Below are 13,736 nucleotides of genomic sequence, written 5' to 3'. Positions count from 1 at the left end.
CTGGCGGCCTACCGCGGAATAGGTGTGGAGGTAAAACGCCTGATGACCGATAACGGCCCTGCTTATCGTTCCCGTCGGTTCAATGCAGTTTTACAACGGGAAGGGATCAAGCATGTGTACACGCGCCCATACACGCCCAGAACGAACGGCAAGGCGGAGCGTTTTATACAGACAATGATCCGGGAATGGGCGTATGCGATGCCCTATGCAAACGACATATCAAGGACATGGGCGCTGACAGATTGGATCAACCACTACAATAAACAGCGCCCTCATGGCAGTATCGGAAATCTACCGCCGGTGTCTCGAATACCGAAGCTGCGTGAACAACGTGTTTAGTATTCACAGCTAGGCTTAAGGCGGAAGGGGTCAAGCTGGATGCTCGAGCAAGAATTGAAAGTGAAAGCTTGGCTTTTGAACTAATCAGGAGAAGCAAAAAGTTTACATTAGCACCAGAAAGCCTTGTTCCTTCTGACCTCGTTTCTATAAAAGTTTCAGGGCTAGAGGTAGAGCGAAGTATCGGTTTAAGGTGGCAGGAAGGTACGTCTTTGCAGATGATTGCAGCGTTATCGGCTGCCATTGAGCAGAAGATTAGCAAACACGAAGCAATCGTGAATGACGAGCTCTAAGGGATAGTCTGATCCTACAACAGCAATTAAGCTGTGGGAGAAGGTGCTCCGCACAGGCGTTGTCGTAGCAAGTGCCTTTAGCGCTCATTTTCATCGGAGACAGCTTGTCTTGCATGGGACACCTCGGTTAGTTTACTACCTTAACGGTGTGTCCACTGCTGCTGGGCAAAATCAAGGAGGTCACATGGCCGAAAGAGTAAATCTTGGTAAGTCAGCACCTGAGCTGTACCAAACAGTCATTGAGCTTGACCGGCTTGCCTCCGATGCTTTAACCAATGCGGGGGTCGCCATAGGCTTTTCGCATCTCTTACGCCTGCGCGCATCCCAGATAAATCAATGTGCTTTCTGCATCAGATTACATGCGCGGGATGCACTTGCTAGCGGGGAATCTGCTGATCGTGTAGCAGTCCTTTCCGCATGGAAAGAGACCGAATACTTCAGCTCAAAAGAGCGTGCCGCGTTAGAGCTTGTTGAGGCAATTACACTGATCTCTGACGGCCAATTGCCTGACGCTATCTACGAACAGGCCACAGCCAGCCTTTCCAAAGAGGAAGTGTCGGCCATTGAGTGGCTTGCCGTTATCATCAATACATGGAATCGTATTGCTATTTCCAGCCGTTACCCTGTCAAGGCGTAGGTGCGGCTGACAAGCGTTGCTTAGATCCAGTTCATCCCACATGCTACACCACCGTCAGCGGCGATGATGTAGCACTGTTTGAGAACGCTTAATGACGATTTGTTGTTCGAACAAGGTCAGAAATACGCGCTACGATTTCATCGGTCTCGTTTTCGTTACAAATCAGAGGTGGCAATAGTCTGATAATATTTTTACGCGTAACATTTATCAAAATCCTGTGTTCAGTCAGAGCCCGTTTCACCATGCTCTCACAAGGATAGGAAAGCTCTATTCCTATCATCAGCCCCTCTCCCCGAATGGCAATAACCTCAGGGTGATGCCCCAGTTCAGCCTTCAAGCCTTGAAGCAATCGCTTGCCTTGGATTAATGCATTATCAGGAACCTTATCGCGCTCCATAATATCAACGACGCTACATCCAACACGGCATGCGAGGGGGTTTCCACCAAAAGTAGAGGCATGTTTACCGGGTGATATCAACTTTGCGGCATTACCACGCGCAAGGCATGCGCCGATTGGAAAGCCATTGCCGAGGGCTTTTGCGAGCGTGATAACATCAGGTTCGACATCCACATTTTGATGACCAAACCAGGCACCGGTACGACCCATGCCCGTTTGAACTTCATCAACCATGAAAAGCCAGTTCTTTTCATGACACAGGTGCTGGATAGTCTGCATGAATTCCTGGGATGCAGCTTTAACTCCTCCTTCTCCCTGTACCGGTTCAACGAGTACAGCAACTATATTGGGGACTTGATCAGCCAGTCGATGTATGGATTCAATGTCATTGAATGGTATATGCATGAAACCGGGGACCAGTGGAGAGAACCCAGAATGCACAGCAGGATTGCCTGTTGCCGATAGTGTTGCCAGTGTACGGCCATGGAAGCTGCCTTCCATTACAACGACAACGGGGTCAAAAACATTGTTAGCGTTGGCGTGCAGGCGGGCCAACTTCAAGGCAGCTTCATTCGCTTCGGCACCCGAATTGCAAAAGAAGGCGCGTTCCATTCCTGATATTGAGCAAAGCTTTTCACCTAACCTCTCTTGCCAGTCTATTTTGAATAGATTGGAAGTGTGCATCAACTGAGAGGCCTGCTCAGCAATAGCTGAGGCGATTTCGGGGTGAGAATGGCCCAGGCTGGTTACAGCGACACCCGAAATGGCGTCTATATATTCGACACCGTTATTGTCCCACAGTCGAATGCCTGAGCCAGAAGTGAAGGATATTTCCTGGCGTGAGTAAGCATTCATGAGATATGAGTTTTTAACGTTCATAAATTACCTGATATTCTTTTGGGATGTTCATATAAAATATGGTCGTAATTAAAAACAATGCCTTTTTAAATAGGGTGATGTCTGTCTTTTTTATTTGTGAATTGAAAAATAGATTAAACCGAGTCAACAAATCTTATTAAATTTAATAAATTCATATGATCTGTCTTTTAATTTTAAGGTGATTTCCGCTTTTAGATACGTACGCATAGTGACAGGCGATAAGTATAAAGTTAGTATTGATGATGCAGTCATACCAATTGTAGAGTTCAGAGAAGACCAAATGGGAAAAACATTCGAGCTTGAAACCCTCAGAATTTTGATTAACAGCTCTGAGTTGAAACCATTGGACTTGCACCAACGAATCCAGCGATCACTTTGTACCCTTATCCTTGAAGGAACGCTAGAACCGGGGATGAGGTTACCCGCTACCCGGAAGTTGTCTCAGTCACTCGGAATAGCGAGGGATACAGTCGAAAATGCCTATGTCCAGTTACATCGTGACGGATACATCGAGCGGAGAGTAGGTTCTGGGAGCTACGTAACAGAAAGTTTGGGGAGAGCCGTAAGAGGGAAAAGCAAACGAAGAGGGTCTGCAAAAGGCGGAAAAAACGACTCAAGCATTGACCTCGGTTTGAGCCATCGAGGTGAGGGTTACAGAAAAACAGGTTCTGTAGCGGACACAAACTCAGTGAAAGCCTTTATAACAGGGTTGCCGGAAACCCGTACTTTCCCAATGGCAATTTGGGAAAAAATTCAGCGCCAAGTCACCAGAGAGTATGGAGAAAAAGCTATGCTTCATGGAGACCCTCAAGGTGCCGAGCCCTTGAGAAAAGCCATAGCTACGTACTTGAACTTGGAACGTGGTGCTAATGTTGCTCCTAACCAGATTCTCATATTGAGTAGTACAAGACAGTCCCTTTTTTTATGCGCACAGTTATTTTCAGATCATAACAAACCTATCTTAATTGAAGACCCAAGTTATTATGGTGCGAAGAAGGTTTTCGAAGCAAATGGTGCACCTTTGATTCCGGTTGAAGTGGATGAACATGGTTTAAAAACGGCTTTTCTCAACAGTGAAAACACTGATGCGAGTTTTGTTTACGTAACTCCTTCACATCAATACCCAACAGGTGTGACTCTGTCATTGGAGCGCAGGCTTGAGCTGATAGAGTGGGCTGCCAGTAATGGGAAATGGATAGTCGAAGATGATTATGATAGTGAATTCCACTATGAAGGATTGCCGACAGCCTGCGTGCAGGGTTTGGATAGCTATAATAGAACAATCTATTTGGGGACTTTTAGTAAAACATTATTCCCGGGGCTGCGGTTAGGGTATATGGTTTTGCCTTCTGAACTGGTTAATATTTTTGTTAATGCCAGAAATATAATAGATGGATACACACCGCAAATACCTCAGTTAACATTGGCCCACTTCATGGCGGATGGTCATTACAATACACATATACGTGCGATGCGTAAACTATATGCAGAGCGACGGGAAGTCATGGTCCAGTCATTGGAAAAGTATATGAGTGATATTGTTGATGTAATACGTCCAGAAGGCGGGCTACAGATACCATGCTTTTTGAAAGAAGGTTGGTCAGAAGAAGAAACAATAACCAAAGCCAGGCGCCATGGAATTAATATATTGGGCCTTAGTCAATTGTATACGAATGAAAAAAAGAGAGAAGGTTGGGTTCTTGGTTATTCTTCGTTATCGGATTATGAGATAGAGAAATCAGTTATAGCTTTGTCTAATGTTCTTAGGAAAAAATAATATAAATTTCACATTGTGCAATCTGTACAAGACAGAAAAATGATGCCTCTTTCGTTTGTAGCCGCATCATTGACAGGTGTCGCGATTGATTAAGTCGAAAAATATTTCACAGGATTTTTTGCGCTGAAAGTGTAAATGGTCTGGTGAATTCTGTAAAAATGGATGTCTTTCACAATCCATTTTCACGATATAAATGATTGCCTCAATTTTTGATTCAAATCGTTAGAAGAGGCTCGCGCAATCATGTCGTGTCCAAGTTCAACTTCAACTTCATCTTCCAGGCTGAATGATTTTGTTCATCCGCTCGTGGCGGGCCTGATTTCGGTTATCGTGAATTATGGCGGAACCTTCATCCTGGTGTTCCAGGCTGCGCAGGTCGCAGGTCTGAGTCCTGAATTGACGACTTCATGGGTCTGGTCCATTTCGATCGGCGTTGGTGTAACCGGGATCATACTCAGCTGGATTTCTCGCGAGCCTATCATCACAGCCTGGTCGACACCTGCCGCCGCTTTCCTTGTTGCGGCTCTGGCCACAACGCCTTACGAAGAAGCCATTGGTGCGTATCTGGTATCGGCGATAGCCTTTGTTTTACTTGGTCTGTCGGGCTATTTCGAAAAGGTCATTCGTCTGATTCCATCCGGCATTGCTGCCGGGTTGTTGGCCGGTATTCTGCTGCAGTTTGGTATCGGTGCCTTTGGTGGCATGAGCGTTGATCCGCTGTTGGCCGGTATGCTGATCCTGGCGTATGTAGTACTCAAGCGTTTCACAGCGCGCTATGCCGTGGTGGGTATTCTGCTCTTGGGTGTTGTTCTGCTTTTGGTTCAAGAGCGTGTCGATCTGTCGGCACTGGAACTGAAACTCGCAGCGCCGGTTTTCACCATGCCGTCGTTCTCATTCAACGCCCTGTTGAGTGTTGCCTTGCCTTTGTTCCTGATTACGCTGACCGGACAGTATATGCCTGGCATGCTGGTGTTGCGTAATGACGGCTTCAAAACCAGCGCCAACCCGATCCTGACCATTACGGGCCTGGGCTCCCTGCTTATGGCTCCCTTTGGATCGCATGCCTTCAACGTGGCTGCTATCACGGCTGCAATCTGTACCGGTAAGGAAGCGCACGATGACCCTTCCAAGCGCTGGGTTGCAGGGATCGCCGCAGGTGTTTTTTATATCCTGGTGGGTGTCTTTGGCGTGACTCTTGCCGCCGTCTTCATGGCGTTCCCGCAGGCCTTCATCAGCACTTTGGCGGGTTTGGCTCTGCTGGGCACGATTGGCGGCAGCCTCGCCAGTGCCATGGATGATCCCAAATCTCGGGAAGCGGCTCTGATCACTTTCCTGGCATCTGCCGCGAATATCACGCTGTTGGGGATTGGCGGTGCCTTTTGGGGATTAGTGATCGGCCTGGGATCCTACCTTGTGCTCAATGGTCGCTTGCCTCGCCGCCAGACCGTTGAGCTCGTGGCATGCTCGGGAGAGGCCTCTCAATGAACACGCAGTCTAAGTCTTCTGCCACTTCTACTTGGCACGAACAGCACGGTCGCTATCCCCAAGCAGGCAATGTCGCTGACTTTCGTCGCAACCTGATGCAGGTACGGCAGCGGATCGCTGATGCCTGCCTCAGGGTGGAGCGAGATCCTCAGGATGTGCGTTTGCTGCCGGTCAGCAAAACCTTTTCCGAGCCCCAGCTGCGACTGGCATATGAAGCAGGGTGTCGCCAGCTGGGTGAAAACAAGGTGCAGGAGGCCTATCGGAAATGGGGCAACCTGTCTGACCTGTCTGAGTTGCGATGGTCGGTGATAGGCCATCTGCAAACCAACAAGGCCAAACTGGTCGCACGTTTCGCCAGCGAATTTCAGGCACTGGACAGCCTGAAACTGGCGGAGGCGCTGGACCGGCGTCTTCAGGCAGAGGGGAGGGAGTTGGATGTCTTCGTACAGGTCAATACCTCAGGTGAGAGCAGCAAGTACGGTCTTGCCCCGGACGAGGTGGCGACTTTCATGCGGCAGATGCCTCACTTTTCCGCTCTACGCGTCCGCGGGTTGATGACACTCGCTCTGTTTTCGTCCGATGCGCCTCGGGTCCGCACTTGCTTCGCATCTTTGCGCGAACTTAGAGACCGCTTGCGTCAGGAGATACCCGCAGGCGTCACATTGGATGACTTGTCGATGGGAATGTCAGGCGACTTTGAAATCGCCATAGAAGAGGGCGCTACCGTCGTTCGTGTTGGCCAGGCCATTTTCGGTGCTCGCGCTATTCCGGACAGTCATTACTGGCCTTCGGCATAGTTGGCTGGCTGCAACGGCACGTTTACCCATTCTTATTTTTACCCACTTATCGTTAAGGAATTACCGCACTATGTACGATTCTTCGATCACCCTGGACACCTTTGATGCATCGTTGGCTGAGGCTTTGCAAGGCGAAATCCAGCGTCAGGAAGACCATGTCGAGCTGATCGCCTCCGAGAACTATGCGAGCCCGCTGGTGATGGCGGTGCAGAATACGGTGTTTACCAACAAATATGCCGAAGGCTACCCGGGACGTCGCTACTACAGCGGTTGCGAGTACGTCGATCAGGCTGAGCAGCTGGCCATCGACCGTGCCAAGGCGCTGTTCAACTGTGACTATGCCAACGTGCAGCCACACGCGGGGGCTCAGGCCAATGCGGCGGTCTTTCTGGCGCTGGTGCAGCCGGGCGATACCGTGATGGGTATGAATCTGGCACAGGGTGGTCACTTGACCCACGGTAACCCATCAAATTTTTCAGGGCGGCATTACAATATCGTGCCCTATGGCCTGGACCCCGAAACCGGCCTGATCGATTACGACGAGATGGAGCGCATCGCGCTGGAGACTCGTCCCAAGCTGTTGATCGGTGGTTTTTCAGCCTATTCGCGTCGTAAGGACTGGGGTCGGATGCGCGCCATTGCCGACAAGGTGGGAGCCTTGTTCTGGGTTGATATGGCGCACGTGGCCGGTCTGGTGGCAGCCGGTGAATACCCGGACCCCTTGCCCCATGCCCATGTGGTCACCAGCACCACCCACAAGACGCTAAGGGGACCGCGTGGCGGGCTGATTTTGTCCAAGGGGCAGGATGAGGAGTTCTACAAACGACTGGACTCGGCGATATTTCCGGGTGTGCAGGGCGGCCCACTGATGCACCAGATAGCCGCCAAGGCGGTGGCGTTCAAGGAGGCGTTGGCGCCCGAGTTCAGAAGCTATCAACAACAGGTTGTGATCAACGCTCGCGCAATGGCCACTGTGATTCAGGCGCGTGGATACAAAGTCGTGTCTGGTGGCACGGACAACCACATGATGTTGATAGACCTGATCGGCCGTAGTTACACCGGCAAGGAGGCGGATGCAGCCTTGAGTGAAGCCTGGATCACTACCAACAAGAACTCGGTGCCTAATGATCCACGCTCGCCGTTTGTTACCTCGGGACTTCGCATCGGTACACCGGCAGTAACCACCCGTGGTTTCGGTGTGGCAGAGTGTGAACAGCTGGCCGGTTGGCTGTGTGATGTGCTGGATGCGCTGGGATCCGCCGACCGCGATGCTGTCATTGCCAGGGCGCGGGAGCAGGTGCTGTCGCTGTGCCGCCGTTACCCGGTCTATGCCTGAGGCGAAAGTGTCTCGGCTATACGAGGTTGCCGTTATACTCGGTTATTCCCCGTCATTAGCCCCGTAGAAAGAGGCAAGGAGAGTCAAAGGTGAACGTGACACGGAACGGCCTGCTGGCGCAGGTCTCGGCGGCCCATCTGATCAGCCATCTGCATATCATGACGGTGCCCGCGTTGTTGCCGCTGCTGCCCGGGGTGATGGAGGTCGGTTTCGTCGAGCTGGGCATCGCCATCGGCGTGTTCAACATTGTCACGGCGATGGTGCAGATCCCGCTCGGTTTCATGGTCGACCGGGTCGGGGCCAAGCGCATGCTGCTGGCTGCGCTGCTGCTGGGAGCCTTCAGTTTCGGGCTGGTGGCGGCCATACCGACCTACAGCTGTCTGCTGGTAGCCATGGTGTTGGCGGGGTTGGCCAATGGCGTTTACCACCCTGCAGACTATTCATTGCTGTCTCGCGGGATGGCGCCGGAACGGATGGGAAAGGCGTTCTCGGTGCATACCTTCTCGGGTTTTCTGGGCGGTGCGCTGGCGCCACCGGTGATGATAGGGGTGGCATTGATGCTGGAGCCGCGTTGGGCGTTTGCGGTTGCCGCAATGGCGGGCTTGCTGGTATGTGCACTGGTGATGCCTGGAGTGGGGCAGGGGCTGCCGGACCAGGGTACTGCTGATGCATCTCGCGTCGAGCAACGTCCTTTGGCCACGCCGCTGGCTTCTTTGGCAATTCTGATGCTGCTGTTCATGATGCTGAATCTGAGCACTGGCTCGATCGAGCAGTTCTCGGTATCGGCACTGGTGGGCGGATTCGGTGTGTCACTGCCGGACGCCAACCGGGCGCTGACGGTATTTCTGTTCTCGACTGCCTTTGGCGTGCTGGCCGGTGGTGTGCTGGCCGACATGACTAAACGACACGGTTCCCTGGCGGGGATTGCCTTTGCACTGGCGGCCTGTCTGGCGATGGTGGTGGCGAGTGTACCGCTGTCGCCCCTGATGTTGGCACTGGTACTGGGCGCGACCGGTTTCCTGGCCGGTGTGGTCGCTCCGTCACGTGACATGTTGGTACGTGCGGCGTCACCGGCAGGGGCGGAGGGGCGTACTTTCGGCATCGTCTCGACCGGTTTCAACCTCGGAGGCGTGGTTGGGCCAATACTGTTCGGCTTCATGCTGGACCAGGGCTGGTATACCAGCCTGTTCTGGGCCGCAGCGGCGTTTATGGGGATCACTACCTTGATCGTGCTGTTGCAGGAACAGCGCAGAGTAAAGTATCTGGAAGAGACAACTCTGGCAGGTGCAAACTAAACCAGTATTTCGCGTTTGGAGAACTCTTCTTTCAGGGCTCGCTCGAGGCTTGCTATTCATGCTGCACAGATCGCAGTAAAATCGCCAGCTTTAACGATCACTATCGGAGTAACCACCCATGGGCAGAGCGTATCAGAACCGCAAAGAGTCGATGGCCAAAACATCAGACATGAAGGCCAAGCTCTACAGCCGTTACGGGCGCGAAATCTATGTCACGGCCAAATCGGGTGGGGTCGACCCCGATGGTAATCTGGCGCTGCGTGGCTTGATTGATCGAGCGAAAAAGGAGCAGGTTCCAGGGCACGTGATCGAAAAGGCGCTCGACAAAGCCAAGGGGGCTGGCGGCGAAGACTACTCCCCGGCGCGTTACGAAGGTTACGGCCCCGGTGGCAGCATGGCCATCATCGAATGCCTGACCGATAACCCCAACCGCACCTTCGGCGACGTGCGTCAGGCGTTCACCAAGACCAAAAGCAAGATCGGTACTCAGGGCAGCGTCAGCCACATGTTCGATCACTGTGCCATCTTCGTCTTTGCTGGCGATGATGAAGAAGCTGTGCTTGAAGCGCTGATGGAAGGGGATGTTGATGTTACCGATATCGAACTTGAAGACGGCAAAATTACCGTCTTCGCGCCCAACACTGAATATTTCAAGGCCAAGACCGCGCTGATCGAACGCTTTGGCGATCTCGATTTCGACGTAGATGAAATTCAGTTCATCCCGCAAAGCTATACCAGCCTCAGTGGCGACGATGTAGCGATGTTTGAGAAGTTTCTGGCGATGCTGAACGATCTGGACGATGTACAGCAGGTGTACCATAACGTCGAGCTCTGAAAGGACTGCCCTAGGCCAAAAAAGGCCCCGTAGTGAATAGAAAGAGGCCAACCTACTGATGAGCGATCAGGCCGAGCAGGAGGGCCTGACGTAGAAAGCGGGTATCGCCATATGCAGAGCTGTCTTGGCGCTCGTCATGAATGATCATGTTGAGCGCCAAGGCATTTGCCGGTGTCGTGCTGGCGCGTAACTTACACTTTGAAACGGCCCAGCTGCTGGTCAAGGCGAGCGGCGCTGGTGGATACTTCTTTACCCAGTGCCGTGACCTGTGCAGCAGCCTGAGCCAGTACGTCGGCCGAATCGCCGATGCTGGTGATGTTGCGGTTGATCTCTTCGTTCACCATGCTCTGTTCTTCGGCAGCAGTCGCGACCTGAGTGGTGTTTTCAGAAATGGCCGTGATACGTGAAGAGACGCCTTCCAGCCGCTGATAGCTGGAGTGACTCTGCTCGACGGTCTGAGCGGCCATGCCACGGCAGTGCTGCATGCGACCGACACTGTCATCCACATCGCGTTTCAGGGCTGAAATGAGTGTGTCGATATCGCCGGTAGCGTCCTGCGTGCGGCTGGCAAGGTTTCGGACTTCATCAGCAACCACCGCGAAGCCACGTCCCTGATCACCTGCGCGTGCGGCTTCTATTGCGGCGTTCAGGGCCAGCAGGTTGGTCTGTTCGGCGATATTCCGTATGGTCTCGATAATGTTATAGATTTCGTCACTGCGGCTGGCAACCTGACCAATACTCTCTGAAGCGTCATCCAGTGCACCGGACATGTTGCCGATTTCGTCAACGGTCGACTTGAGGGTATTGCGGGTGGCGCTGACTTCATGCTCGGAGCTGCCGGCGTCCTGGGCTGTTTGACCGGCCAGGTTGGCCACCTGGGTGGCGGTGGCGGCCATCTCGTTGGCGGCTGCAGCCACGCTTTGCAGCTGTTTCTGCTGTTCTTCAGTTGATTCTCGGGTTTGTTGTGCATTGTCTGCCAGCGCTTTGGCATTCTGCTGCAGCTGTGCCGACAGGCTGATCAACTCGTGAATGACGGTGCGGATCTTGCGGGTAAAGCTGTTGAAACCATCCGAAACGGCGTTCAGTTCAGCATGACGGAAATGCTCCAGCTCCTGAGTCAGGTCGCCTTCAGTGCCTCCCAGTGCCTGCATGCGCTCGCCGAGTTGTGCCAGCGGTTTGGTAATGCCGGATATGAACAGATTCACCACTGCCAGGGTGATCAGCAGGATGACGCCTGCGGTGATCAGCAAATCCCAGATGGTGCTGCTGCGGTTATCTTCCATATCGGCTTGCAACTTGTGTAGCTGCTCCAGCGCGGCGGCTTTGGGAACTTCAACAATCAAGCGCCACTGGGTGCCGGCAACTGACAGTGTTTCGTTCACCATAATCACATCACTGTCTTCACTATTGTTATTAATCCGGTCAAGGAAAGCTGGGGCCACGGACTGTATGGGCTTTCCGGCCGCGCCTTTAAACTGACTGGATGCAATGACTCGTTCTTTCTGGCTCAGAAGCGTGATGCTGGCCCTTCCGTTATACAGGTCACTGGCCAAACGCTCGGTCAGCTCCTGAAGTACTGGAAGATTAATGTCTGTACCGGCCACACCAATAACTTTTTTGTCATGAATAATGGGGACGGTAAGGGATGTCATCAGAACAGAATTGCCCTTGGTGATTTCATACAGGTAGGGTTCGACCATGCAGGCTTGCGCAGTTTCGAGAGGGCAAAGGTACCACTCGGCCTCACGCATACCGTCAGCATTCACGGTTGCATCCAGCTTGCGATCTGAGTCTTCAGTCGGGTAAAAGTTGACAGTGTTTCCTTCTCTAACCCAGTAAACTTCAAGGTTGCCTTGTTTAGTGCTGTGTTCAAGATCACCCTTGTACAGGTTGTCAAAGTTGTCGTAGCCGTTACTCTCAAACATGGTATACATCGAGCTGACTTCTTTATTGGCCAGAAGGTGCGCTCGGACCAGTTGTTTGACGGCTTGACGAGAAATTAATTGATCGCTCCAGGCGGTTGCCCCCATGAACGTCGCGAGTGCTGTGGCCGAGTCGAAGCCACGCTCCAATCGCTGTCGAATATCGACTGTAATTTGATCTGCGGTCAAGTGAAGCTGGTTGTTTACGTTATCGGTGATTATATCTGTCGTGTCTTTGACAGCTCTGTGGATGGATGTTTGGTAAGCGGAAAGAGCCAAATAAATCACAATTCCCAGTGAAGCAAGAATAGCGAGCGCTGAGCCTATCAGTAGCTTGAAGCGGATGGACAGGTTGGTCATAAAGTCCGTTCCTTAAAAGGGCAGAGTATGTGATCACATCGGGCTATTGCCCGCCCGTTCGTCCAAGCACGGAGATCTTCGGCTGAAAGTTCCGTTTTTCAGGTAACTATCTAGCTTTATAAAGAACTCGACCTGTCATGTCGAGTTAAGTTTGTATACATATTCATTCAAGCTTCCTGCTTGCGATAGGCCAGTGGGCTGACACCGGTCCAGTGCTTGAAAGCTCGCGAGAATGCGCCGGGTTCTGCGAACCCCAGTTGGCTTGAAATATCTCCGATGCTCAAATTTTGCCGGGTCAGCATCATGATTGCCTGGTCACGGCGCAGGTTGTCCTTGATCTTCTGGTAGGAGGTACCTTCAGCCTTCAATTTGCGTGATAGCGTATAAGAGGTGGTGTGCAGCTGCTCCGAGACCCAATCAAGATTGGGCAGGCCACCTTCTTCAAACCCTTCCAGCAGGCCGCGTACCCGGGTGCTCAGGCTATCGTCTTCGTCGGTCCAGATCAGCAGGTCGCGCGGTGAACTGAGAATGAACTCGTCCAGCTCCCGTGTGGTGCGCGTTACCGGCATGCTGAGGTAGTTTTTGCTGAAGAAAATACTGCTGCGGGGTTGCTCGAACAGGCATTTGCAGGGGTAGATGAAGCGATACTCATCGAAGTGAGAGGGAAGCGGGTGGGTAAAGCTGGCATGGCTGAGTACGATCTTGCGCCCAATCAGCCATCCGATCAGGCGATGCCAGACCATCAGCAGCCACTCCACCAGAAAATTATTCGGGTCCAGCTCAGGGTGATGATGGGTCAGGCTCAGCTCGACCTCGTCGCCCTCCAGCCTCAGGCTGATCTCGATATCATCCGAGAACAGGCGGTAACAGCGAATGCTTTGCCGCATTACGTCTTCAAGATTGGTGCTGTGCACCACCAATGATCCCATCAGGTGAAAGTGCCCAACCCGACAGGGGGATGATGTAAGCCCCATGAACTCGTCGTCCAGCTCGCGCCAGATGCGGCGAAATAGCTGGATGAACTGACCGGTGCGCAGTCGTGCCTTGGTTTGGTTGATCAGGTCTGGATCGATATCACAGCTGGCCAGCAAGCGCTCCACATCACGCCCCTGAGCGCGATAGCCCTGCAGCATGGCGCGAGCATAGTGGGACGAAAAAGTCAGGTTCTTCATAGGTCAGGGCTGGGCTCTGTGCGGGCTGATTGATATCAACCGCTTGTTTTTGATGACGAATCAGTGGTGCAAAAAATGTCAATTTATCTGTCGAAAGTTGTCATTCTGTTGCCACGGGCGATTGCATTACTCTGCGTTCATACAGAAGGAATAGGTATTTTCCCTTATTCATGCCCGGTTTGGCCAGTGTGGTCTGTCCGGGTAATGGTGAACCT

The 13,736-nt window shown here is 52.4% G+C and carries 11 protein-coding genes; 8 read left to right on the top strand and 3 right to left on the bottom strand.

What is annotated here, in order from left to right; translation table 11 throughout:
• The coding region (locus BLV48_RS10645; protein WP_139253909.1) for an integrase core domain-containing protein at nt 1-339 on the top strand (339 nt) is incomplete at its 5' end.
• 474 nt (nt 340-813) lie between these two features.
• A complete protein-coding gene (locus tag BLV48_RS10635; RefSeq protein WP_091826748.1) occupies nt 814-1,266 on the top strand; it encodes a carboxymuconolactone decarboxylase family protein in 453 nt (150 codons plus the stop codon).
• 88 nt (nt 1,267-1,354) lie between these two features.
• On the opposite strand, the gene BLV48_RS10630 is transcribed toward BLV48_RS10635, so the two are convergent.
• Nucleotides 1,355-2,542, bottom strand: coding sequence for an aspartate aminotransferase family protein (locus BLV48_RS10630; RefSeq protein ID WP_091826746.1), 1,188 nt, complete (start codon nt 2,540-2,542; stop codon nt 1,355-1,357).
• 208 nt (nt 2,543-2,750) lie between these two features.
• Here BLV48_RS10630 and pdxR point away from each other — a divergent pair, with 208 nt between their 5' ends.
• From pdxR to BLV48_RS10600, 6 genes are all read left to right on the top strand, one after another.
• Entirely contained in the window at nt 2,751-4,319 is a 1,569-nt protein-coding gene (gene pdxR / locus BLV48_RS10625) for a MocR-like pyridoxine biosynthesis transcription factor PdxR (protein WP_217632996.1), read from the top strand.
• Between the two features lie 243 nt (nt 4,320-4,562).
• Nucleotides 4,563-5,804 carry a benzoate/H(+) symporter BenE family transporter gene (locus BLV48_RS10620; protein ID WP_091826744.1) on the top strand — a complete coding sequence of 414 codons (1,242 nt, stop codon included), beginning with the start codon at nt 4,563-4,565 and terminating at the stop codon, nt 5,802-5,804.
• Nucleotides 5,801-6,601, top strand: coding sequence for a YggS family pyridoxal phosphate-dependent enzyme (locus BLV48_RS10615; RefSeq protein ID WP_091826742.1), 801 nt, complete (start codon nt 5,801-5,803; stop codon nt 6,599-6,601). The genes BLV48_RS10620 and BLV48_RS10615 overlap by 4 nt, the downstream gene beginning before the upstream one ends.
• A 70-nt stretch (nt 6,602-6,671) precedes the next feature.
• Nucleotides 6,672-7,937 carry a serine hydroxymethyltransferase gene (glyA, locus tag BLV48_RS10610; protein ID WP_091826740.1) on the top strand — a complete coding sequence of 422 codons (1,266 nt, stop codon included), beginning with the start codon at nt 6,672-6,674 and terminating at the stop codon, nt 7,935-7,937.
• Nucleotides 7,938-8,026: 89 nt separating this feature from the next.
• Nucleotides 8,027-9,232, top strand: coding sequence for an MFS transporter (locus BLV48_RS10605; RefSeq protein WP_217632994.1), 1,206 nt, complete (start codon nt 8,027-8,029; stop codon nt 9,230-9,232).
• 118 nt (nt 9,233-9,350) lie between these two features.
• Nucleotides 9,351-10,067, top strand: coding sequence for a YebC/PmpR family DNA-binding transcriptional regulator (locus tag BLV48_RS10600; protein ID WP_091826738.1), 717 nt, complete (start codon nt 9,351-9,353; stop codon nt 10,065-10,067).
• Between the two features lie 191 nt (nt 10,068-10,258).
• Here the strand turns inward: BLV48_RS10600 and BLV48_RS10595 are convergent, their stop codons facing one another.
• Nucleotides 10,259-12,178 (bottom strand): methyl-accepting chemotaxis protein, encoded by a 1,920-nt coding sequence (locus tag BLV48_RS10595; protein WP_254775019.1) that lies wholly within the window; start codon nt 12,176-12,178, stop codon nt 10,259-10,261.
• A gap of 338 nt (nt 12,179-12,516) precedes the next feature.
• Nucleotides 12,517-13,521 carry an AraC family transcriptional regulator gene (locus BLV48_RS10590; RefSeq protein WP_091826733.1) on the bottom strand — a complete coding sequence of 335 codons (1,005 nt, stop codon included), beginning with the start codon at nt 13,519-13,521 and terminating at the stop codon, nt 12,517-12,519.
• Nucleotides 13,522-13,736 lie beyond the last annotated feature (215 nt).

Source organism: Marinobacterium iners DSM 11526, from assembly GCF_900107855.1.
GTDB classification, from domain to species: Bacteria; Pseudomonadota; Gammaproteobacteria; order Pseudomonadales; family Balneatricaceae; genus Marinobacterium; species Marinobacterium iners.
This window is presented reverse-complemented; position numbering and strand designations above follow the sequence as displayed.